Source organism: Candidatus Tisiphia endosymbiont of Parasteatoda lunata, assembly GCF_964030955.1.
GTDB lineage: Bacteria > Pseudomonadota > Alphaproteobacteria > Rickettsiales > Rickettsiaceae > Tisiphia.
Genome location: NZ_OZ035003.1, coordinates 791,068 through 811,832 on the forward strand (window position 1 = coordinate 791,068; position 20,765 = coordinate 811,832).

Below are 20,765 nucleotides of genomic sequence, written 5' to 3' on the forward strand. Positions count from 1 at the left end.
TTTTGTTATATTATATTTTTATATAACCTTTGAAAAATTTACACACTTATTTGTACAGAGCCGATTCGCAATTTTGCTAACTGCGAAACTCCTGTTTTCATTTAAAGCTTGGCATAATTTTAGTGAATTTAGCATATTCTTAATAAACTCGTTTAGCTGGCGAAATGCTATCTACTTCATCTGTCAAAGTTGTAAGAGTTACAGGTTTGTAATCTAACCTCACCTTACCTTTCTCATCAATCCAAGCGAGTGTATGTTTCATCCATTCTTCATCATTACGCTCTGGGTAATCCTCCCTAGAATGAGCTCCCCTACTCTCTTTTCTAGCCGCTGCACAGTGCACAGTAATTACCGCTTGATCTAATAAATTAGCTAGTTCTAATGCTTCAACCAAGTCGCTGTTCCATATTAATGATCTATCATTAACCTGAATATTTGCATATTCCTTTCTTGCTTGGTCAATCATTTCTATTCCTTCATCTAGAACCTCTTGAATTCTAAATACCGCTGCATGATTTTGCATGATTTTTTGCATTTTAAGTCTTAAGTCAGCTACTGGTAGACCCCCTTTAGCATGACGTATACCATCAAATCTGCTAATTATTTTATCCAATATAGACTTCGGCAATCTTTTATGCTTTTGCCCTACTTTAACAATTTCAGCAGCTTTTTGTGCTGCGGCTCTACCAAATACTACTAAATCAAGCAGAGAGTTTGATCCTAACCGATTGGCCCCATGTACTGAAACGCAAGCAGCTTCACCGATTGACATTAACCCAGGAATAATCTTGTTATGACCATCCTGATCTTTATCAATAACTTGCCCATGGTAATTTGTTGGTATTCCCCCCATATTATAATGCACTGTTGGTAATACAGGTATTGGCTGAAGAGTTACATCAATACCAGCAAAAATTTTAGCCGTCTCTGAAATACCGGGTAAACGTTCGTGAAGAATTTCCGGCGGTAAATGATCTAAATGTAAGAATACATGATCTTTATGCTCCCCTACCCCCCTACCATCTCTGATTTCCATGGTAATAGCTCTTGATACTACATCTCTTGAAGCAAGATCCTTAGCAGCGGGAGCATATCGTTCCATAAATCGCTCTCCATTAGAATTTACTAAATACCCACCTTCTCCTCTAGCACCTTCGGTAATTAAGCAACCAGCTCCATATATACCAGTTGGGTGGAATTGGACAAATTCCATATCTTGCAAGGCAATAGAACTTCTTGCCGCCATGCCACCTCCATCACCAGTACAAGTATGAGCACTTGTTGCAGAAAAATAAGCTCTACCATACCCGCCAGTAGCTAATACCACTAAGTGAGCATGGAAACAGTGAATTGTTCCGTCATCAAGATTCCAAGCAACTACCCCTACACATTCTCCATTATTCATTAATAAATCAAGGGCAAAATATTCGATAAAAAATTGGGCTTTATTTTTTAAAGCCTGTTGATATAAAGTATGTAATATTGCATGACCAGTACGATCTGCTGCAGCACAAGTCCTTTGAGCTGCTTGTCCCTTACCATAATTTGTTGTCATGCCACCAAAGGGACGTTGATAAATTTTGCCTTCTTCTGTTCGAGAAAAAGGTACTCCATAATGCTCAAGCTCTAGCACTGCTGCAGCTGCATGTTTACACATATACTCAATTGCGTCTTGATCACCCAACCAATCCGAGCCTTTTACTGTATCGTACATATGCCAACGCCAATCATCTTGCCCCATATTACCAAGAGAAGCACTAATGCCCCCTTGGGCAGCCACAGTATGACTCCTAGTTGGGAAAACCTTACTAATGCAAGCAGTATTTAAGCCCTCTTTCGCCATACCAAAAGTAGCCCTAAGACCAGCCCCACCTGCTCCAACTACCACTACATCAAATTCATGGTGGATAATATTATAAGATTTAGACATTTATATAAATTCCTTTTGTTCATAGTACCCTACATTTTTTATATAACCATTATTAAAATGGCTGCTGATCGTCTATTAGCGAGGAGTCGCGAAAAAGCGGCAACGCGACCAATCTCATGAAATAATATCTACCTTTATTAGGCGACCTCGAGGTAATTTAAGCTCTTCTTCACAAGATTGCCACGTCGGCACTTTGTACCTCCTCGCAATGACGGTTTTTGCTAAAACCTTTTCGTGTTATTTATACATCGAATTCAGGTAAATATTAAACCTTAACTGGCATAATCACAAAAACATCTTTAGGATTCTGAAGGGTTTTCAATAACATTGGTGATGATGCATTTAAAAAGTATAGCTCAACTTGGTTTGCTTTAGTAGCACTTAACACAGCACTTAGTGCATCAGTAAGATATTTAGGATTAAAACCTATAGACAGAGTATCTTCATGATCAAAAATGCATAAATTACTTTCATCTAGAGAACATGGTATACATTCTTTAGCCACACCTCTTGTTTCTCCAGAAGCGGTAATTTCAAGCAAGTTTTTTGATAAAATCAATTTTATTGCTTGAAATTTGTCTATAGTTATTGTCGCTACTCTATCTATAGCATCAGCTAGCAACTTGGTATTAATAGTAAGTTTATAGTTGTTCTCTACTGGGATAAAAGCTTGATAGTCGGGAAAAGTTCCATCAATTAGTTTTGATACCATTATAATATCATTACAAACAAATTTAATCCTATTAACACTTAGAAAAATTTCAGTCTCCAGCTGAATATTCTTAGGGTATTTCAATATCTTAACAATTTCCTCGAGAGTCTTTTTAGGTAAAATAACTCCAAATTCGCTAGCATTATTGACTATTTTTACTACTGACACTGATAATCTATGCCCATCGGTGCTAGCCATACAACATTCTTCATCTTTTACGTAGAAATAAACACCATTAAGATTATAACGAGTTTCATCAACGGATACCGAAAACAAAGTACCGTCGATCATTTTAACAAAATCACTACAAGATATTTTTAAAGTAGCTTCAACATTAATATCATCTAACGCAGGGAACTGGTTAGCATGTAGGGTTAGTAGGTTAAAAGCACAATTCTTTCCTAGAATTTCAAGTTGATCTGTTTCATTTGAGACACTAAGTGTTACATCATTATCAGATATCTTTCTTATTATGTCATTTAATGTTTTAGTAGATACCATTATTTCGCCTTCACTTATTACTTGAGCTGCTACTTTTTGGCTTAAATATATTTCCATGTTAGTAGTTATTAGCTCTAGCTTACCATCCTTAGATGATAATTTAACATGACTAAGCTCAGCAATTACGTTACGTTTTTCTACCACAGAATTGGCAAAAGCCAAAGCATGAGTTAATGTTTTTGTTTCAACTATTGTTTTTAAGTTATTATTATTCATAGTATTTATCCATAATTAACCTCAGTGCAAACTTACTCTTGAAGTAGGAGAAGTATACATATTATATACTATCTAACAAATAAATACAAATATGTTTCCCATGTAGTTGATTCTCATCTAGTGTTATTTATCCTTTAATTACAATGGTGGATAATATGGTACGGTTATATAATTCTCCAGTATGGTAGGAACGTCGATAACTTGGATATTTCTCAGGATTAGTATATGTATCTTCTAGCATCCTTGTTATATCTTTAATACCAGCTTTTTGCAGTTGAAGTTCTACATAAGCTGGTAAATCAAACATATAATGCTTTGTTCTCAAAGAGCTACTAAAAAACTTTGAGTTCTTAGCCTGTTGCTTTATAAAATTATCGTAAAATTCTTGGTCTACCTCATAAGAATATTGTTGAATACTAGGGCAAATAATAGTTTTAATATTTTTTGCTCCTTTCTCATGCATTAGTTTTACCAAATTATTAGTGATACCAGCTTTAGCTCCACGCCAACCACAATGAGCTGCCCCTATAACCTTACCATCTTCGCTACTAAGTAGAATAGGAACGCAATCAGCAGTTTGTACTGTTAGTACTAGATTTTTTTTGGTAGTAACTGCCCCATCAGCTTCGGGATCAGTCTCAATATCACTATCAGCATCAATAACTTTGTTACCATGAACTTGCTGTAGGATAACAATGTTCTTGGCATCATAATGTTTAACTACTGTTAGCCGATTATTCTCGACACTTTCTAAGGTCCTAGAATCACCCAACTTATTTTTTTTACTATAAATATGACTAGATTGCTTGAAGCTTCCATCAAAAATTTTATAATAAACTTTATTTTTTATAAACTCATCCATATGGTCACCCTACAGAAATTTATCCATACACTATCAGATCATTTGCAAAAGAACAATGCTTTACAAAAAATCATTAAGAAATTTCGAACAGACTACTCGCTAATAGCTTGCATCGGAGTGGAAATAGAATTTTATTTAAGCAAAAATATTGATCCACTCGAATTTCAGACTCTACTTGGAATAGCCGTTAAGAAAGAAAAAGGAGCTAATCAATTTGAGGTAGATTTGCCGCCTTCCACTAACATAATTGAGTATATAGAAAAAATTATTAGCACTAAGTCTAAAATACAAATTATTGCAGAAAAATTACGAGGTAATATAAATTTTTCTGCCAAACCATTTGCAAATGATTATGGTAGTAGTATGCATTTTCATGTAAATTTTATATCTCCAAATAATTTGGAGAATTGTATACTTAATATTGATCTAATGGGTCAAAGTATCTGTCATTATATGCTTGACACTTTCTTGATATTCATGCCAAATGAGAATGATTACCTGCGTTTGGATAAGAATTTTATGGCACCAACTAATGTATCTTTTGGTAATAATAATAGAACTGTTGCACTGCGCATCCCTGACCTCTCTCCTAAAAGACTAGAGCATAGAATAGCAAATCCGCTAACTGATCCTTATTTAGCAATCTTTACTATTTTAAACTCTATATTTCTAGGTCTAAAATTTCCTGATAAAATAAATAATATCAACAAAATATATGGCAATGCTTTTGATCAACAATATAATTTAGTGTCATTCCCCAAATCATTAACAGAAGCATTAGAGCTATTTAATTTGGAGTTTTTTATATATACTCAATAGACAAAGAGAACTAGCTACTCTAAAATCACTACTAGAAATAATGAAGAAATTATAGTGTTACAAACTTTAAAAAAAAATACTTTAAAAATCGGTAAGTGCCAAGTTCAATTATTACCTTTATTACTTACTATATTAGCATTTGTAATTCTCTTATCACTTGGGTTTTGGCAAATTGCTAGATTACAGGAAAAAGAACTGTTTTTAAGTTCAATGAAAAATAATCTTAATAATCCGCCAATTAATATAAAAACACTTAGTGGGAATAAATTATATGCTAAAATAAGGGCGAACGGCTATTTTCTAGAGGGTAAGAATTTACATCTTTATGGACGCAGATCAATGTCCACTGAAAAAGATGGTTATTATTTAGTTACCCCATTTCAAACTGATGATAACAAGATAATCTTGGTTGTACTAGGGTGGTTTGCTGGGAGGCATAAAAAAAATATTGATAATATAATAAATAACTCTATGGAAATCACAGGTGTAATTCTTCCCGGTGAAAAAACAAAGCTGTTTGTACTGGATAATGATGTTAAAAATAATGTTTGGTTTACCTTGGATTTAACTCAAGCCTCTGATGTTCTTGGCTTAAAATTAGAAGATTTTTATTTAGTTATGGAGGGTAATAACAATCGATCTGATATTCTTAAAAGTTTGTCGATTGAAAATTTGCTGAATGTCAGAAATGATCATTTAGAATATGCCATAACTTGGTTTGCATTAGCGATTTCATTAGCAGTAATTTTTGTTATTTATCATTTATCTAAAAGAAATTAGAGTGTATACTATTGTTAATTTTGATTCTATCGTATACCAATTTTTTAAATCACAGTAGTATACACTAGTTAGTCGGTTTTGTCGCATCTATAAATCATACTACATCAAGATTGTTAAAACTAAGGTTTTGGACATTATGATGCCATTAACATAGCAAAATTCTCAAAAGTAGAAAGATTATCATTAGCTCCAATTATTTGTCTTTTTTGCATCATACGAATATTTTCTATACCGGTAATAGTCATTTCTGCAGAATGAAAACTCTTAAAACCAAGCATTGGCTTTGTACGTTTTTTGATAAACCTATGATCTTGTTCTACAAGATTATTCAGGTATTTGGTCTGAATAACCTTAATTTTATAATCTTTAGGAACTTCTGTATTCAAATCATTAAGAGCAGCCGTATTACTACCGCTTTTATCAATTACTACTTTCTCAGGAAAATTATTCTCTCTAAAGGCTTTACGAAAAAATGCAAGTGCTGCAGGCTTGTCTCTATGCTTACGTAGCAGAAAGTCTACAGTATTACCAAGACTATCTAGTGCTCTATATAAATAAACCCATTTACCGTTTAATTTAATATAAGTCTCATCCATTCTCCAACTACTACCAACTGGCTTCTTTCTTTTTCTAACCACCTGATCTATCAATGGTACAAATTTTATAACCCATCTTTGTAATGTAGAGTAATCAATTTTTGCTCCCCTTATACTCATCATTTCTTCCAAATCTCGATAACTTAAAGAAAATCGGCATTTCATATAGACAAATAACATTATTATTTCTGGTGAAGAACAAAATCCTTTGAAATATGATAATAATCTTGCAGTAATACGAAACATCTTAACATCTTTTTTAGATCATTATATCAATCTTTTTTCTGTTGTCCAACATATGCGACAGAACCTCATGCTTTTCTAGTTCGCTGTAGTGTTGTGAATCTTCATAGGAACAAAGGTCTTGATATTCCTTTACGTTTTCTAATGATTTTTCTAATCAGTATGCTTTCTTTTCATAACTAATTACCTTAATTATTGATTGTATTTTTTCTAAAATTAAGTTTCAAAGATGACTTTCAGCAAATTGCCAATTAATCATATGTTCTATATAAACTGAGACATAGTCTAGACGCTTATTACGATAATCTATATAGTATGCATGCTCCCAAACATCACAGGTAAGCAGAGGTTTCATAGATTTAGTAATAGGAGTTTCACCATTACTAGTTTTTACTATTTGTAATTTTCCATTATTAGAGACTAACCACGCCCAGCCGCTACCAAATTGGCTTACTGCTGCTTGCTTAAATTCAGTAGCAAAATTCTCATAACTACCAAAATCTTTATTTATCTGTTCCAATATCTTACCAGTAGGCTTCCCTCCAACTGAAGGCTTAATAGAATGCCAAAAGAAAGTATGATTCCATATTTGTGCTGCATTATTAAATATGGCTGCTTCAGTTGGTTTTATGCTTGTAGAAATTATTAATTCTTCCAAACTTTTTTTCTGCAATTCCTGATTATCTTGTAAAAGATTATTCAGGTTAGTTACATATGTTTGGTGGTGTTTCCCATGGTGGTAGTCAAAAGTTTCAGGGGAAAAATGCGGAACAAAATCACTTTTACCATAAGGTAATTCCGGTAAGACAAAAGGATAAGATGTTTGGTTAGATTGTTTGCAATATATCATAATTTCCTCAATTTTAGTATAAAATACTTACTTTTTTATTAAGCACTCTCGTTGTCATTCCAATTCTAGATTAGTTAACCACTCTGCACTGCAAGTGCAGAGCTTAATATTACGGCATGAATGCCTAATGTATGTACTAACTTAAAAGTTAGAAACTATTTGTGTATGGCTCATTTAGAAAGTGTCACAACACAAAAAAATATATCTGTGAAGTGTAAGATTTTGTTAAAAAATATCTTATCTTATCTTTTCTTGATAAGATATTTAAAATTTATGTTGAAACGACGCACTGCAAGTGCGGGGTTTTTCTCCCAAAGTGGGACAATAAAATTAATCCGAAATTGAGGTTTAGTATATCATAACTATATAACTTTTGCAGACTATTTTTTGAATTTCTACTTTTAGCTAGGAATGACATCGAAGACTATTGAGCTGGATTGCACTGTTTTGTCGGTTACCTAGTATGTGTATCTGTTTTTTTTACCCCCAAATTCGGTGTAGGTGCTTCTGTTTCTTTTTGAGAAGAAGTAACTGCTTTTCTCAACCCTGCTAGTGCATTTGTGATATCTGCTGAGCCAACAACAAACCCCGGTCTCTTTTGCTCAGTCTGCGGATTGGTTGTTGGAGATACTTCTACGGTTCTGTCGCATATGTTGGACAATAGAAAAAAGATTGATATAATGATCTAAAAAAGATGTTAAGATGTTTCGTATTACTGCAAGATTATTATCATATTTCAAAGGATTTTGTTCTTCACCAGAAATAATAATGTTATTTGTCTATATGAAATGCCGATTTTCTTTAAGTTATCGAGATTTGGAAGAAATGATGAGTATAAGGGGAGCAAAAATTGATCACTCTACATTACAAAGATGGGTTATAAAATTTGTACCATTGATAGATCAGGTGGTTAGAAAAAGAAAGAAGCCAGTTGGTAGTAGTTGGAGAATGGATGAGACTTATATTAAATTAAACGGTAAATGGGTTTATTGTCCCACTTTGGGAGAAAAACCCCGCACTTGCAGTGCGTCGTTTCAACATAAATTTTAAATATCTTATCAAGAAAAGATAAGATATTTTTTAACAAAATCTTACACTTCACAGATATATTCTTTTTGTGTTGTGACACTTTCTAAATGAGCCATACACAAATAGTTTCTAACTTTTAAGTTAGTACATACATGAGGCATTCATGCCGTAATATTAAGCTCTGCACTTGCAGTGCAGAGTGGTTAACTATTATTTTACCAGCTTGATTTTTTATATCAGTACTTTGTGTAAAGCTTGGATCATATAGCCTGCTTGTATTTTTGCTAGCTTTGCTTAAATTCTTAACTGGTACCGGTCTTATTATTTTCTGCTTTACTCTTTCTTGAAATTCTTCTTGCATTTTTTCTAATAAACCACTTTGCTCAGTAATTTTAAGTTTTGTAATAATTGTTTCTAATAATGATTGTTCAATGATTGGAAATATATGCCCCCTAACTCCATAGTCTTTAATTTTTACTTCTTGCTTAAGCTCTCCATAACTTGTACTTGTAAAACATATAATAAAAATTATTAAACAACGTCTACAAATAATTCCAGTACTAATAGTTATCATAATTATAAAATATCTATTTCATCCTACTGTACAATTTTTACTGTATACTCACTTAAACTACTCTTCTTTCATTAAGTATGTTATTAATTGCCTCACTTACACTCATTCCTTTACTCATTTTGTCTTCTATTGCTTGATAATCTCTAGCATTAGTTGAAGTTAGCAGCAGGGTAAATGGATCTATCATTAATCTACCAATCACTCCTGTAACATTAGGGCTATAAATGGCTGCTTCACTATAATAGGGGGGATTTGAATGAATAGATTGCAGTAAATTTATAGTCACCTTTTTGGTTAAAACCCCCAGCTTCAGCTGGGAAAGACTTTAGTCCTTGTTCTAATATTTCAATTCACTATAACTTGAACATATGATATTTTAACAAGACTAGCCACACTGTATTTTACCATCGCTTTAATGTTGTTTGAATCACTAAATATCGCTATAAAATACTGCAGGGTAACCTAAGAGTTAGGATCAGAGAGATAATGCACAGGCGTTAGTAATATCTCTTTAGAGTAATAGCGACTTCCAGTCTAGATATCAACCCACCAGCTTCAGCTGGTTGTTATTGACAGGAGTTTCGCACTTAGCAAAAAATATGTTAATCTAGCAAGAAAGAGTTTTAGTTAAGCATGGCAAGATCAAAATGTAGCAAAGACTTATATAAATCATTTTTACAAGCAAGTAGCGTAAGATATAGTGGTAAAGCATTATCTGAAGTAAGTCCAATAAACCTATCTCATGATAGTGCAAGTCGATGGTTAAATAGTAAGGATTTCCGCCCTAGCGGGATCTACAGAGAAGTGTCAAAATATATTGATAGGGAAGCTTCTTGTTTATTGTCCCACTTTGGGAGAAAAACCCCGCACTTGCAGTGCGTCGTTTCAACATAAATTTTAAATATCTTATCAAGAAAAGATAGGATATTTTTTAACAAAATCTTACACTTCACAGATATATTTTTTTGTGTTGTGACACTTTCTAAATGAGCCATATACAAATAGTTTCTAACTTTTAAGTTAGTACATACATGAGGCATTCATGCCGTAATATTAAGCTCTGCACTTGCAGTGCAGAGTGGTTAACTGTCCCACTTTGGGAGAAAAACCCCGCACTTGCAGTGCGTCGTTTCAACATAAATTTTAAATATCTTATCAAGAAAAGATAGGATATTTTTTAACAAAATCTTACACTTCACAGATATATTTTTTTGTGTTGTGACACTTTCTAAATGAGCCATACACAAATAGTTTCTAACTTTTAAGTTAGTACATACATGAGGCATTCATGCCGTAATATTAAGCTCTGCACTTGCAGTGCAGAGTGGTTAACTAGTGGGAGATGACACGTTATTGTCAAAGCAATACAGTAAGAAAATTGAGCTTGTACATTATCAATATTCTGGAGCTGTGATCTGTCAACAGTTTTCCGGACAGTTTGTTTAGGCACATTTTTGCATTTTCTCGTATTGTACAGGTGATAGATAGTCATTAGTTGAATGCATCCTTATACGATTATAAAATACTTCTATATATTCAAATATGGCATATTTTGCTTCCTCCCTAGTTTTAAATTTATATTGATAAATTAGTTCTGTTTTTATAGTGTGAAAAAAGCTTTCAGCAACAGCATTATCCCAACAATTTCCTTTACCGCTCATACTCTGTATAATACCATGTTGTTTTGTAAGTTTTGAATGGCTATCAGAACAATATTGACTACCTCTATCAGTATGCCAAATAAGTCCTTTAGGTGGTTTACGTTGCCATATTGCCATTAGCAGAGCATTATTAACTAAATCAGCTTTCATGTTACTATTCATTGACCACCCTATAATTTTCCTAGAAAATAGATCAATAACGGTTGCTAAGTACAGCCAACCTTCTTCAGTTGGAACATATGTGATGTCCCCAACCCAATAACAATTAGCAGCATAGACCTTGAACTTTCTATCCAATAAATTAGGAGCAACTTGCTTATTATGACTAGAATCAGTAGTTGCTTTAAATTTATGTTTGCTTTTACATACTAAACCAGCTTCATTCATTAGCCTTGCAATCCGCTTCCGACTAACAATTATACCGTGTCTAGATAGTTCCTTTTTAATGGGTCTAGATCCATAATTCCTTCTACCTTCTTGAAAAATTGTTTTAATCTTACAGGTTAAAGCATTATCTTCTTTGTCCCTATTGCATTCAGGGGTAGTTAACCATTCATAATAGCCACTACGTGATACTTTCATAAATTTGCACATAATCGCAGTTGAAAAATCACCTTTATGCTTCTTTATCCATGCGTACTTTATTGGGACTCTTTCGCAAAGTACGCGGCAGCCTTTTTTAATAGATCACGCTCCTGCGTTACCCTAGCTAAATCTTTCTTTAATCTTTTTAATTCATCATAGAGATGTTCATCTGTTCGCATTATTGATTCTTTAGGTTTGGAATATTTATCTACCCAAGTATATAGAGTATTTCTAGTAATACCTAACTCTTTAGCTGTTTGTGACACAGGTCGCTTGGACTCAATTGCTAATTTAACTGCTGACTCTTTAAATTCAGCCGGATAAACCTTTGGTTTGCTATTAGTCATTTTTGTACTTCCTTTCTGTTAATATTGTCTCCTATTAACTGTCCGGAAAACTATAACCACATCACTGTACATGATGTTATACCTGGTATAGGGATGGTCAACTTACTGCATTACAATGCTAAAACTGATCAATCTACCCCTGTAGATTATAGAATATATGATAAAGAAACTGATGGAAAAACAAAGAATGAGCATTTTTGTGATATGCTTACTTTAGCTAAGGAAAGAGGGATCAATCCTGATGCAGTAGTAATGGATGCGTGGTATAGCGGTTTGGAGAATTTGAAACATATACGTAATTTAGGTTGGACATGGGTTAGTAACCTAAGAAAAAATAGAAAAGTTAATCATAATGTTAGCTTAGAAAGTTTAGAGATTCCTGATGAGGGACTAAAAATTCACCTACGTGGATACGGTTGGGTTACGGTATTTAAGTTTGTGGCAAAAAATGGTCGCATTGATTACATAACAACTAACTTAGAAAATCCAACACGTGAACAAATAGAGAAAATTGTTAAGGCACGGTGGTCTATAGAAGTTTATCATCGAGAATTAAAACAAACTTGTGGTATTGAACGCTGTCAGGCACGCACGGGTCGAGCTCAGAGAAATCATATTTGCCTTGCTGTATTTGCTTGGCTCGATATGAACAAAAGGAGGATAAATGAAAAAATTACTTTATATCAACAAACTTGGGAAGTTATAAAAACATCAATTCAGAACAACATTAGATGCCTTTTAGCTGATTCGCAATTTTGCTAACTGCGAAACTCCTGATTGAGTTTCCAATCCTCATTAACAAAACCTGCAAGCTTAGGATTAGCACGCATTGCCTTAAAAGATTCAGGATTTTGTTTTAAAAGAGTCTGTCCTATAGTTTGTGTAAGTTGCAAAGAAAGCAGTAAGAGATTACTGTAAAAAAAGTAACTTAAGCAAGCAAGGAGGAATTATGGCTAAAAAATTAGATACAGATAAAGATACATTAGACATCAGTAATCAGCTAGTAGAAGAATTATTATCAAAAGCAGATCCATCGGAGTTATTTGGTCGAGATGGTTTATTGGAAAATAAAAAATGAACTTACACAAATTAAATGATTGACTCTTTTAAAATGACTTTATGTGATGAATTCTCAAATGCTTTTTCAGCAGCAGAGCCTTCTCCTCGAAAATAATCGGTTAGTTGTTGGGTAGCTAAGGTAATTGAACCATTATATTTCCTAGCTATTCTACCTACTTCTTCAATAAATTCTCCTGAACGTTTACCAGCTAGTAATTTCCATGCTTCATCAATCATAATCAAAAATGGGCGTTCTCTACCTCCTTTCACCATTGTTTGGTTAATATGAACAATCATTATCTGAACTATTACTACCAGTAATTCTGGACTACTACGTAAATGATCAGTTTCAATTACTACTATGTCGGAATTTAGTGACAGTTTAGCCTTACCACTGAAAAACTTACCATATTGACCATCTTTAGTGAATGGAAACAACATATTACCTAGTTCATGAGCATATGATTCTTCTCGTAGCAACAGCCAGTCAGCAATATCACTGATTTCTGAGCTACTACCCTTTGCTTGCCACACTGCAATTAAGGCTTTTTATAACATTGGCTGTTGCAAATCATTAGTTCCATATTGAGGTGCTGCCATAGTTGCTAAAACTGATGGAAAACTTGCTAGAAAATCTGCCCGTGCTTCAATGGATTTTTCACTTTCATCTTCTGGCACTTGTGAAAATGGATTGATAGAAATAGGGGTTTTTGTATCAAATTCTATGTAATTACCTGCTAGAATTAAGCATGTTCTTTTAAATGATCTACCATAATCAAGAACAAATACTTTACCCCCAACTCCTAAAATTGATAACATTAACTCTTGCATAAATACTGATTTACCTGAACCTGGCACTCCTGCTATACATAGATTAAAATTTTCATTTGGGGCACTGTTATTTAATCCTGTTGATGACACTAGAGCTGAGCCAAAAGGCGACCAATACATAATCTGACCTCGTCTGCCAGTCAGTAACATACCAGGAGAGGTTAAATCACCTTTCCATTCACCAACTATCGGTAATAACACTTTACTCTCTGATGAAATAGTTTTTTTACCTCGACCAAGAGAGCTTAAGGCTACACCCAATCCTCCTATTCTTGAACCAAATATCTTGTTAAACCTATTAGTTACAGAGAATGGCATTTCCTCCACTAATTGCATCGGCATTGATGCTAGCACTACTGCTAAATGATCATATTTACAAGGAACAAAATACCAACCACTACGTCGAAGCTGAGAGCAAAACTGAGATGCCGATTGTTTAGCTTTTTCCTTTTTATCCCACATAATGACATTTAAATGAATATTTACTACTCGATCACCACTTTGTAAGTACGATACTGCACTGCCTAAATCTTCAGCTTCATATTGAATATCAGGAAAAAACTTATGCATACCAGCTGCAATATTTCTTTCTAATGCTTCTCTTTTAGTAATCGCAGCTGTTCTAGCTATCGTTTGCTTAGGTAAGATTTGTAAACCAAAATGAATTAAAAAATTTGATTTTATATATTCACCCCGTCTCATTTCATTACCTAAAAATAAGTCCATAGATGATAATCTCCACTCTCTTGGTCTTTTACTGGCTTCTAAGCTAATGAATATTTGATTATCATTGAGGCTTATATAATCTTGCTCTTCAAATAAAGAAAAATTGCTTGGTAAAATTTGCTCAGCTAATATCTCATAAGGATTCAATTCTGCTTGCTCTTCTGCAGATACACCAAATATTATCCGAATAGACTCTAGTAACATTTTTGCATCAACATTTTCAGTTATTAAACCAATTGACTTAAAAGTATCTTGTAAACATTCTTTTCTTTTTACCATTTCATTAATATCAATATTTAGACTTAGGGTAGGGATAGTAACTGAGATTAGTAACACTATGTCTTTTACGGTTCCTTCCTCTTTGGCTTTTTTCTGTAAAAACCCTGTTCTCTTTTTAGCTAGCTCAATAAAAATTTCCCCTTTTCTATGTAATTGCCAATTAGTTAAAAAATGCTCAATATGATCAGAACCTATCATTAATACTTGTAAACTACTACCTGCTGGAAGATTGTCATCATTCTTCAAAAACTCAGCAATTTCTCCTTGGGCTTGTACACTCGTACCAACGAGTGGCCAGCCCATTAATACAAACCCTACTGAACCACGATTGAAAAATAATTGACTATCCTCATCATATGATTCATAGACAAAATGTTTTGCTAATCTTTCCCTATCAAAATCCTTATGGATATTTGCTTGCATTATTATTCTCTATTGCCTTAATTATGGTTTTTTGTTATACTAATTATCTTTCAAAATAGAATTAATATGGTATAATGAGGTTATAAAATAAAAATAAAAAAAGTAATGTCAGGTTATCAATATGTTTATCCACCTGAAACAATTTGTCGGATGGAATTTTTGTTAAAATTGGCACCAGAACTAATAGCGTTTCGCAAGATACAATGTATTTATTGTCCCACTTTGGGAGAAAAACCCCGCACTTGCAGTGCGTCGTTTCAACATAAATTTTAAATATCTTATCAAGAAAAGATAAGAATGAATCATACAGATATTTTTTAACAAAATCTTACACTTCACAGATATATTCTTTTTGTGTTGTGACACTTTCTAAATGAGCCATACACAAATAGTTTCTAACTTTTAAGTTAGTACATACATTAGGCATTCATGCCGTAATATTAAGCTCTGCACTTGCAGTGCAGAGTGGTTAACTATATATTAACATCAATTTGTATTTAGCTCCTGTCGCCAAAAACAACTTAAATACAAATTGATGTTAAATATTGTTAAAAAAAGATCTAGGTGGTATTAGTGGTCAGGTATTTTTGTGTTATACTGTTGTTAGTTGCTAACTTCAATAGTTATGCCATAGAAACTATAGTTATAGAGCGAGGACATGTTGATCCAATACCGATAGCCATTAATAAATTTGATGCAGATGATAGTGCGAATAGTGTAATTGGTGCTGATATAATTAGTGTAATATCTAATGATCTAAAGATTTCCGGCATGTTCCACCCAATTTCTACTGCTTCTTTTATAGAACAAATTGTGGGGATAAAACATAAGCCTCTTTTTGCTGCTTGGCGACACATTAATGCTAATCTTCTGATTAATGGTGAAGTTGTAAAGCTCTCTTTTGGTAAGCTAAAGGTTAGTTTTATATTATGGGATGCAAGCTTAGAAAAAGATCTTATAGGTGAGGTTTTTGAAATACCAACACATTTATGGCGTAGAGTAGCACATAAAATAGCTGATAAAATTTATGAGAAAATTACTGGAGATTTAGGTTATTTTGATACAAAAATAGTATATGTGTCAGAGAGTGGACCTTATCTAAAACGAGTAAAGAAAATAGCTATGATGGATCATGATGGTGCTAATCATAAATATCTGTCAGATGGGAAAAATTTGGTTCTTACTCCAAGATTTTCACCACAAGCAGATAAAATCATGTATCTATCCTATATTCACAAGCAGAAGCCACATGTTTATGTTCGTGATCTTAAAACAGGTAAGGAAAGATTGGTTGGTAATTTTCCTGGTATGTCCTTTGCTCCAAGATTCTCACCCCAAGGAAACAAAGCTATAATGTCGATAGCAAGAAAGGGAGCTACGCATATTTTTGAAATTGATCTGAATAATATGGCGACTAAGCAGTTGACCCATGGTGTTGGTATTAATACCTCTCCTAGCTATTCACCTGATGGCAGTAAAATAGTTTTTAATTCTGATCGAAGTGGAACAAGACAATTATATATTATGAATTCTGATGGTTCAAATATTGAACGTATAAGTTTTGGTGGAGGAGTTTATGCTGCACCAAGTTGGTCGCCTAGAGGAGATTACATAGCGTTTACAAAAATATCTCAAGGTGAAGGTTTTACAATTGGGGTCATGAAAGCCTTTGCCTATGGTGAGAATACTGAAAGAATTATAACTAGTGGATATCTAGTTGAAAGTCCATGCTGGTCACCCAATGGTAGGATAATTATGTTTGCTAAAGGCTGGCCTCCTAGAAACAAAACAGCAGGTAAAAATCGTATATATTCCATTGATTTGACTGGTTATAATGAAAGAGAGATTCTCACCCCTCAAGATGCTTCTGATCCTGAGTGGTCAAGAATGTTAAATTGACTAGGTTCTTATATCTTAAAAACATATTATAACCTTGATATTAATAATTCTTATATCGATACTTGCTTTATTGTCCCACTTTGGGAGAAAAACCCCGCACTTGCAGTGCGTCGTTTCAACATAAATTTTAAATATCTTATCAAGAAAAGATAAGAATGAATCATACAGATATTTTTTAACAAAATCTTACACTTCACAGATATATTCTTTTTGTGTTGTGACACTTTCTAAATGAGCCATACACAAATAGTTTCTAACTTTTAAGTTAGTACATAAATTAGGCATTCATGCCGTAATATTAAGCTCTGCACTTGCAGTGCAGAGTGGTTAACTATAAGGAAAAATGCACTCTTGAAGCGGCTGATGCGAGTGCATTTTAACTTTTTTCATCATTCAATATGTGATTTTAATTATTAAAATCACATATTGAATGGAGTATTATATTTTAACAATCAGGTGGGCAGCCGCTTCAAACCTGATTGTTTCTATATATAATACTGAATTCGATGTAACAAGTTACATCGAATTCAGGTTATAATACCATTTCCCAAAACTAAATTGCTACTCGGAGTACGAGTGTCGGCTACCTTCGAGTACAACTAGTATGTGAGGAGCGGAGATCATGAAGTACGACGATATGATGATTAGTTTTCGGAAATGGTATTATAAGAACCTAGGGCTAACCTATTGCCGGTATAGCTCAGCTGGCAGAGCGACGCATTCGTAACGCGTAGGTCGGGGGTTCAATTCCCTCTATCGGCACCATAAATTCGACTTTCAAGCTGTTGGATTATCTAAGCTAAAAACCTTTATTGTCCCACTTTGGGAGAAAAACCCCGCACTTGCAGTGCGTCGTTTCAACATAAATTTTAAATATCTTATCAAGAAAAGATAGGATATTTTTTAACAAAATCTTACACTTCACAGATATATTTTTTTGTGTTGTGACACTTTCTAAATGAGCCATACACAAATAGTTTCTAACTTTTAAGTTAGTACATACATGAGGCATTCATGCCGTAATATTAAGCTCTGCACTTGCAGTGCAGAGTGGTTAACTATTGTCCCACTTTGGGAGAAAAACCCCGCACTTGCAGTGCGTCGTTTCAACATAAATTTTAAATATCTTATCAAGAAAAGATAAGATAAGATATTTTTTTAACAAAATCTTACACTTCACAGATATATTCTTTTTGTGTTGTGACACTTTTTAAATGAACCATACACAAATAGTTTCTAACTTTTAAGTTAGTACATACATGAGGCATTCATGCCGTAATATTAAGCTCTGCACTTGCAGTGCAGAGTGGTTAACTATCATCATAGGAGAAGATTTCTGCATATCTTCCTAAACCTATTATAGACTTTAAAGTTATAGTGGCATCTTCACTAGATAATGTATCCTCAAGCTGTGTCTTAAAAAGCGAAAGAGGTGCTTTATGATCTAAACGTTGATGTAAAATTTCACAAATGTAGGATGCAAGGGGAATATTGTCAAGTAAATGCTGAGCAAGCATTTTTTTTCTATCTTCTAAACTACTTGTGAAAAAAAGCTTGCCATGTTTATTTAATTTTATACTCTCAGAAGTAACATTAGCAAAATTTAATATTTGCAAAGCTCCAACAATATGTAAAATTTCCCCCATATTGTTAATATGAAAAATCTTAGATAATTCTGATAAATTTGCAGAACCTTTGTATGGCGATGCAGAAAGTGCCTCAATGCTACCGATCAGTTCATTTACCGACAAATGAATTTTTTGATCGATGTTGCCAACAATAGCTTTCTGTTTATTGTCCCACTTTGGGAGAAAAACCCCGCACTTGCAGTGCGTCGTTTCAACATAAATTTTAAATATCTTATCAAGAAAAGATAAGAATGAATCATACAGATATTTTTTAACAAAATCTTACACTTCACAGATATATTCTTTTTGTGTTGTGACACTTTCTAAATGAGCCATACACAAATAGTTTCTAACTTTTAAGTTAGTACATACATTAGGCATTCATGCCGTAATATTAAGCTCTGCACTTGCAGTGCAGAGTGGTTAACTACTAACAGGCAAAGGTGGTTTTTCATAGGCTGATACCATGAGAGCATAAATTTTATCTACCATAGTACGAAATTCCATACTTTGAACATCACGTAAACGAGGGAGGGTAATTGCTAATTCTGATACAATACGCCCAGGATTAGATGAAAGTATTAACACTTTGTCAGCCATAGTTACTGCTTCTTCAATCGAATGAGTTACCAATACCACCGACTGCATTTGAGTTTTTCCACTACTCCACAGATCAAGAAAGTCATTCTTTAAGGTATTAGCAGTTAGAACATCAAGAGCGGAAAAAGCTTCATCCATAAGTAAAATTTCTGGTCTGAGAACTAATGCTCTAGCAAAACCTACTCGTTGCTTCATGCCACCTGATAATTCTTTTGGATATGCTGACTCAAAACCATCAAGTCCTATCATATCTATGGCCTCTAATGCACGTTTGCGACGTTCATACTCAGAAATATTGAAACTTTTTAAACCTAGCTCAACATTCTCAAAAACAGTCAACCATGGAAAAAGTGCAAATGTTTGGAAAATCATACTAATATCACAACGATCACGAAAAGCAGGTTTTTTATTTAGTATTACTTTACCTTTAACTGGTTTTGTAAAACCTGCGATAATTCTTAGTAATGTTGATTTCCCAGATCCAGATTTTCCCAGTATCGCAACTATCTCATTAGGTTTTAGTTTTAGAGTAACATTATCTAGTATCTTTTGCGTACTATGATCATCTTTTGTAAAACTTTGTGTAATTGATATTAATTCAAGTAAATTATTATTCATAGGTCTTACTCTTTTTGTAAAATGGTCAACTTGAATGATAAAAAAAGTTAAAATGCACTCGCGTCAGCCGTTTCAAGAATGCATTTTTCTGAATATTCTAGCCAGTTTTGGATTAAAATTAAAAATTTTAATCCAAAACTGAAGTTAACTAATGATAATAAAGTAAATATTCTTTGCTAAATCCATTACAATTGTGCTACATTCCGTAGTGCATTTCTCAATTACTATAAAATCATAGTTTTGAGATAACCTAACGTAAGAAAATTATTGATGGAATTAATTTCTTTGATTATTAATTATTTTCTAATAATCTAAAATATAGTATAATTTACAAGAAAATTAAGTAAAAATGTTTAACATTGCATCAAAAGATAAACAACTAGATAGAACTACAGTATCTAGTGTTTTTTATAAATTAGGACAAAAAGAAAAAAAAGAAAAGACTAGAATTAGTGAGTTATTAGTTGATTTTCATGAAAACGGTCTTCTATTAACGATACTTTTTTTTGCAATACCAGTTGCAATTCCGCTGCCGTATCCTCCAGGTTTTACTACTATAGTAGGTATTCCTTTGATGATTTTATCTATGCAGATGTTGCTTGGCTTTAGACAAGTTTCTTTACCATCCAAAATTAATAACTATCAAATTAGCAATGATATACTTATTAATATAAGTGACAAGATTGTACCAAAGATTAAATTTGTAGAAAAATATATACGACCAAGATTTAGTTTCGCAGCCTCTATATATTGTGAACAATTTATTGGTTTAATATCGCTGATTTGCTCTATTGCTATATCAATACCTTTACCTCTAACTAACGCTGTACCTGCACTGGGCATTACAATAATGGCATTAGGTCTTTTAAACCGAGATGGATTAACTATAGTTCTTGGATTTATTACCTCTATATTTGGACTTATTATAGCTTTTATAGCAATCTCTGCTAGCTGGATTAGTATTAAATATTTATTTAATCTATTCTTCTGATATAAT

General features: G+C 33.3%; 28 protein-coding genes, 1 tRNA gene and 3 pseudogenes. 10 read left to right on the forward strand and 22 right to left on the reverse strand.

Features of this window, described 5'->3' with window-relative positions; genetic code table 11:
- Positions 1-139: 139 nt before the first annotated feature.
- From sdhA to pgeF, 3 genes are all read right to left on the reverse strand, one after another.
- The gene (sdhA, locus tag AAHN00_RS04910; RefSeq protein WP_342272292.1) at positions 140-1,930 is read right to left on the reverse strand and encodes a succinate dehydrogenase flavoprotein subunit; all 1,791 of its coding nucleotides are present in this window, start codon (positions 1,928-1,930) and stop codon (positions 140-142) included.
- A 265-nt stretch (positions 1,931-2,195) separates the two neighbouring features.
- A complete protein-coding gene (dnaN, locus tag AAHN00_RS04915) occupies positions 2,196-3,359 on the reverse strand; it encodes a DNA polymerase III subunit beta (RefSeq protein ID WP_342272293.1) in 1,164 nt (387 codons plus the stop codon).
- 127 nt (positions 3,360-3,486) lie between these two features.
- On the reverse strand, positions 3,487-4,221 hold the full coding sequence (gene pgeF, locus AAHN00_RS04920; protein WP_342272294.1) for a peptidoglycan editing factor PgeF: 735 nt from the start codon (positions 4,219-4,221) through the stop codon (positions 3,487-3,489).
- Between pgeF and AAHN00_RS04925 the strand changes: the two genes are divergently transcribed.
- The gene (locus tag AAHN00_RS04925; RefSeq protein WP_342272295.1) at positions 4,222-5,040 is read left to right on the forward strand and encodes a glutamine synthetase; all 819 of its coding nucleotides are present in this window, start codon (positions 4,222-4,224) and stop codon (positions 5,038-5,040) included.
- An 87-nt stretch (positions 5,041-5,127) separates the two neighbouring features.
- Complete coding sequence (locus tag AAHN00_RS04930) at positions 5,128-5,820, forward strand: SURF1 family protein (RefSeq protein ID WP_410521432.1); 693 nt, start codon at positions 5,128-5,130, stop codon at positions 5,818-5,820.
- Between the two features lie 134 nt (positions 5,821-5,954).
- On the opposite strand, the gene AAHN00_RS04935 is transcribed toward AAHN00_RS04930, so the two are convergent.
- Together AAHN00_RS04935 and AAHN00_RS04940 are read right to left on the reverse strand one after the other, a co-directional pair.
- The gene (locus AAHN00_RS04935) at positions 5,955-6,662 is read right to left on the reverse strand and encodes an IS6 family transposase (RefSeq protein ID WP_342272297.1); all 708 of its coding nucleotides are present in this window, start codon (positions 6,660-6,662) and stop codon (positions 5,955-5,957) included.
- Positions 6,663-6,882: 220 nt separating this feature from the next.
- Positions 6,883-7,509 (reverse strand): superoxide dismutase, encoded by a 627-nt coding sequence (locus AAHN00_RS04940; RefSeq protein ID WP_342272298.1) that lies wholly within the window; start codon positions 7,507-7,509, stop codon positions 6,883-6,885.
- A gap of 165 nt (positions 7,510-7,674) precedes the next feature.
- Here AAHN00_RS04940 and AAHN00_RS04945 point away from each other — a divergent pair, with 165 nt between their 5' ends.
- Both AAHN00_RS04945 and AAHN00_RS04950 read left to right on the forward strand, forming a co-directional pair.
- Entirely contained in the window at positions 7,675-7,854 is a 180-nt protein-coding gene (locus AAHN00_RS04945) for a hypothetical protein (RefSeq protein WP_342272299.1), read from the forward strand.
- Between the two features lie 357 nt (positions 7,855-8,211).
- Positions 8,212-8,499: pseudogene (locus AAHN00_RS04950) on the forward strand (IS6 family transposase); the annotation flags it as partial.
- Here AAHN00_RS04950 and AAHN00_RS04955 read toward each other — a convergent pair.
- From AAHN00_RS04955 to AAHN00_RS04965, 3 genes and pseudogenes are all read right to left on the reverse strand, one after another.
- Positions 8,474-8,638, reverse strand: coding sequence for a hypothetical protein (locus AAHN00_RS04955; protein WP_342272300.1), 165 nt, complete (start codon positions 8,636-8,638; stop codon positions 8,474-8,476). The pseudogene AAHN00_RS04950 and the gene AAHN00_RS04955 sit on opposite strands and share 26 nt — an antisense overlap.
- A 36-nt stretch (positions 8,639-8,674) precedes the next feature.
- Positions 8,675-9,112 carry a hypothetical protein gene (locus tag AAHN00_RS04960; protein WP_410521415.1) on the reverse strand — a complete coding sequence of 146 codons (438 nt, stop codon included), beginning with the start codon at positions 9,110-9,112 and terminating at the stop codon, positions 8,675-8,677.
- A gap of 52 nt (positions 9,113-9,164) precedes the next feature.
- Positions 9,165-9,392, reverse strand: a pseudogene (locus tag AAHN00_RS04965) (conjugal transfer protein); the annotation flags it as partial.
- Positions 9,393-9,745: 353 nt separating this feature from the next.
- Between AAHN00_RS04965 and AAHN00_RS04970 the strand changes: the two are divergent.
- Complete coding sequence (locus tag AAHN00_RS04970) at positions 9,746-10,006, forward strand: hypothetical protein (protein WP_342271599.1); 261 nt, start codon at positions 9,746-9,748, stop codon at positions 10,004-10,006.
- On the opposite strand, the gene AAHN00_RS04975 is transcribed toward AAHN00_RS04970, so the two are convergent.
- The 5 genes from AAHN00_RS04975 to AAHN00_RS04995 form a co-directional block, all read right to left on the reverse strand.
- Positions 9,907-10,107: a hypothetical protein gene (locus tag AAHN00_RS04975; protein ID WP_342272302.1), complete on the reverse strand. Its 201-nt coding sequence runs from the start codon at positions 10,105-10,107 to the stop codon at positions 9,907-9,909. The genes AAHN00_RS04970 and AAHN00_RS04975 overlap by 100 nt on opposite strands.
- 87 nt (positions 10,108-10,194) lie before the next feature.
- Positions 10,195-10,353, reverse strand: coding sequence for a hypothetical protein (locus AAHN00_RS04980; protein ID WP_342272012.1), 159 nt, complete (start codon positions 10,351-10,353; stop codon positions 10,195-10,197).
- A 20-nt stretch (positions 10,354-10,373) separates the two neighbouring features.
- Positions 10,374-10,562 carry a hypothetical protein gene (locus tag AAHN00_RS04985; RefSeq protein ID WP_342272303.1) on the reverse strand — a complete coding sequence of 63 codons (189 nt, stop codon included), beginning with the start codon at positions 10,560-10,562 and terminating at the stop codon, positions 10,374-10,376.
- On the reverse strand, positions 10,555-11,457 hold the full coding sequence (locus AAHN00_RS04990; RefSeq protein WP_342272567.1) for an IS3 family transposase: 903 nt from the start codon (positions 11,455-11,457) through the stop codon (positions 10,555-10,557). Before AAHN00_RS04990 ends, AAHN00_RS04985 begins: the two co-directional genes overlap by 8 nt.
- On the reverse strand, positions 11,415-11,705 hold the full coding sequence (locus AAHN00_RS04995) for a transposase (RefSeq protein ID WP_342270937.1): 291 nt from the start codon (positions 11,703-11,705) through the stop codon (positions 11,415-11,417). The genes AAHN00_RS04990 and AAHN00_RS04995 overlap by 43 nt, the downstream gene beginning before the upstream one ends.
- Before the next feature lie 24 nt (positions 11,706-11,729).
- On the opposite strand from AAHN00_RS04995, the gene AAHN00_RS05000 reads away from it, so the two are divergent.
- The gene (locus AAHN00_RS05000; RefSeq protein WP_342272304.1) at positions 11,730-12,467 is read left to right on the forward strand and encodes a transposase; all 738 of its coding nucleotides are present in this window, start codon (positions 11,730-11,732) and stop codon (positions 12,465-12,467) included.
- Here the strand turns inward: AAHN00_RS05000 and AAHN00_RS05005 are convergent.
- Positions 12,464-12,598 carry a hypothetical protein gene (locus tag AAHN00_RS05005; protein ID WP_342272305.1) on the reverse strand — a complete coding sequence of 45 codons (135 nt, stop codon included), beginning with the start codon at positions 12,596-12,598 and terminating at the stop codon, positions 12,464-12,466. The genes AAHN00_RS05000 and AAHN00_RS05005 overlap by 4 nt on opposite strands.
- A gap of 56 nt (positions 12,599-12,654) precedes the next feature.
- Here AAHN00_RS05005 and AAHN00_RS05010 point away from each other — a divergent pair, with 56 nt between their 5' ends.
- Positions 12,655-12,783 carry a hypothetical protein gene (locus tag AAHN00_RS05010; RefSeq protein WP_342272306.1) on the forward strand — a complete coding sequence of 43 codons (129 nt, stop codon included), beginning with the start codon at positions 12,655-12,657 and terminating at the stop codon, positions 12,781-12,783.
- Positions 12,784-12,803: 20 nt separating this feature from the next.
- On the opposite strand, the pseudogene AAHN00_RS05015 reads toward AAHN00_RS05010, so the two are convergent.
- Both AAHN00_RS05015 and AAHN00_RS05020 read right to left on the reverse strand, forming a co-directional pair.
- Positions 12,804-15,023 (reverse strand): annotated as a pseudogene (locus AAHN00_RS05015) (TraC family protein); the annotation flags it as partial.
- A gap of 180 nt (positions 15,024-15,203) precedes the next feature.
- The gene (locus AAHN00_RS05020; protein ID WP_342272307.1) at positions 15,204-15,389 is read right to left on the reverse strand and encodes a hypothetical protein; all 186 of its coding nucleotides are present in this window, start codon (positions 15,387-15,389) and stop codon (positions 15,204-15,206) included.
- A gap of 207 nt (positions 15,390-15,596) precedes the next feature.
- On the opposite strand from AAHN00_RS05020, the gene tolB reads away from it, so the two are divergent.
- Positions 15,597-16,922: a Tol-Pal system beta propeller repeat protein TolB gene (gene tolB, locus AAHN00_RS05025; RefSeq protein ID WP_410521433.1), complete on the forward strand. Its 1,326-nt coding sequence runs from the start codon at positions 15,597-15,599 to the stop codon at positions 16,920-16,922.
- A gap of 50 nt (positions 16,923-16,972) precedes the next feature.
- Here the strand turns inward: tolB and AAHN00_RS05030 are convergent, their stop codons facing one another.
- Positions 16,973-17,146, reverse strand: coding sequence for a hypothetical protein (locus AAHN00_RS05030; RefSeq protein WP_342272308.1), 174 nt, complete (start codon positions 17,144-17,146; stop codon positions 16,973-16,975).
- Between the two features lie 465 nt (positions 17,147-17,611).
- On the opposite strand from AAHN00_RS05030, the gene AAHN00_RS05035 reads away from it, so the two are divergent.
- Positions 17,612-17,687 (forward strand) — tRNA-Thr (locus AAHN00_RS05035).
- A 34-nt stretch (positions 17,688-17,721) separates the two neighbouring features.
- Here the strand turns inward: AAHN00_RS05035 and AAHN00_RS05040 are convergent.
- The 5 genes from AAHN00_RS05040 to AAHN00_RS05060 form a co-directional block, all read right to left on the reverse strand.
- Positions 17,722-17,889, reverse strand: coding sequence for a hypothetical protein (locus AAHN00_RS05040; RefSeq protein ID WP_342272309.1), 168 nt, complete (start codon positions 17,887-17,889; stop codon positions 17,722-17,724).
- An 87-nt stretch (positions 17,890-17,976) separates the two neighbouring features.
- Entirely contained in the window at positions 17,977-18,129 is a 153-nt protein-coding gene (locus AAHN00_RS05045) for a hypothetical protein (protein WP_342272310.1), read from the reverse strand.
- Positions 18,130-18,232: 103 nt separating this feature from the next.
- A complete protein-coding gene (locus AAHN00_RS05050) occupies positions 18,233-18,673 on the reverse strand; it encodes an AAA-associated domain-containing protein (RefSeq protein ID WP_342272311.1) in 441 nt (146 codons plus the stop codon).
- Complete coding sequence (locus AAHN00_RS05055; protein WP_342272312.1) at positions 18,664-18,870, reverse strand: hypothetical protein; 207 nt, start codon at positions 18,868-18,870, stop codon at positions 18,664-18,666. The genes AAHN00_RS05050 and AAHN00_RS05055 overlap by 10 nt, the downstream gene beginning before the upstream one ends.
- 103 nt (positions 18,871-18,973) lie before the next feature.
- Entirely contained in the window at positions 18,974-19,768 is a 795-nt protein-coding gene (locus AAHN00_RS05060) for an ABC transporter ATP-binding protein (protein WP_342272313.1), read from the reverse strand.
- A 349-nt stretch (positions 19,769-20,117) separates the two neighbouring features.
- On the opposite strand from AAHN00_RS05060, the gene AAHN00_RS05065 reads away from it, so the two are divergent.
- Positions 20,118-20,759, forward strand: a complete 642-nt coding sequence (locus AAHN00_RS05065; RefSeq protein WP_342272314.1) for an exopolysaccharide biosynthesis protein — start codon at positions 20,118-20,120, stop codon at positions 20,757-20,759.
- Positions 20,760-20,765: the final 6 nt, after the last annotated feature.

Coding starts and splice junctions, on each gene's coding strand:
- AAHN00_RS05010 (WP_342272306.1), top strand. CDS start 12,655: ATGGCTAAAAAATTAGATACAGATAAAGATACATTAGACATCAGTAAT.
- AAHN00_RS04980 (WP_342272012.1), bottom strand. CDS start 10,353: ATGGCTCATTTAGAAAGTGTCACAACACAAAAAAATATATCTGTGAAG.
- AAHN00_RS05060 (WP_342272313.1), bottom strand. CDS start 19,768: ATGAATAATAATTTACTTGAATTAATATCAATTACACAAAGTTTTACA.
- AAHN00_RS04945 (WP_342272299.1), top strand. CDS start 7,675: ATGGCTCATTTAGAAAGTGTCACAACACAAAAAAATATATCTGTGAAG.
- AAHN00_RS04970 (WP_342271599.1), top strand. CDS start 9,746: ATGGCAAGATCAAAATGTAGCAAAGACTTATATAAATCATTTTTACAA.
- AAHN00_RS05040 (WP_342272309.1), bottom strand. CDS start 17,889: ATGGCTCATTTAGAAAGTGTCACAACACAAAAAAATATATCTGTGAAG.
- AAHN00_RS04940 (WP_342272298.1), bottom strand. CDS start 7,509: ATGATATATTGCAAACAATCTAACCAAACATCTTATCCTTTTGTCTTA.
- AAHN00_RS04960 (WP_410521415.1), bottom strand. CDS start 9,112: ATGATAACTATTAGTACTGGAATTATTTGTAGACGTTGTTTAATAATT.
- AAHN00_RS04995 (WP_342270937.1), bottom strand. CDS start 11,705: ATGACTAATAGCAAACCAAAGGTTTATCCGGCTGAATTTAAAGAGTCA.
- sdhA (WP_342272292.1), bottom strand. CDS start 1,930: ATGTCTAAATCTTATAATATTATCCACCATGAATTTGATGTAGTGGTA.
- AAHN00_RS04935 (WP_342272297.1), bottom strand. CDS start 6,662: ATGTTTCGTATTACTGCAAGATTATTATCATATTTCAAAGGATTTTGT.
- AAHN00_RS05065 (WP_342272314.1), top strand. CDS start 20,118: ATGTTTAACATTGCATCAAAAGATAAACAACTAGATAGAACTACAGTA.
- pgeF (WP_342272294.1), bottom strand. CDS start 4,221: ATGGATGAGTTTATAAAAAATAAAGTTTATTATAAAATTTTTGATGGA.
- AAHN00_RS04925 (WP_342272295.1), top strand. CDS start 4,222: ATGGTCACCCTACAGAAATTTATCCATACACTATCAGATCATTTGCAA.
- AAHN00_RS04975 (WP_342272302.1), bottom strand. CDS start 10,107: ATGGCTCATTTAGAAAGTGTCACAACACAAAAAAATATATCTGTGAAG.
- dnaN (WP_342272293.1), bottom strand. CDS start 3,359: ATGAATAATAATAACTTAAAAACAATAGTTGAAACAAAAACATTAACT.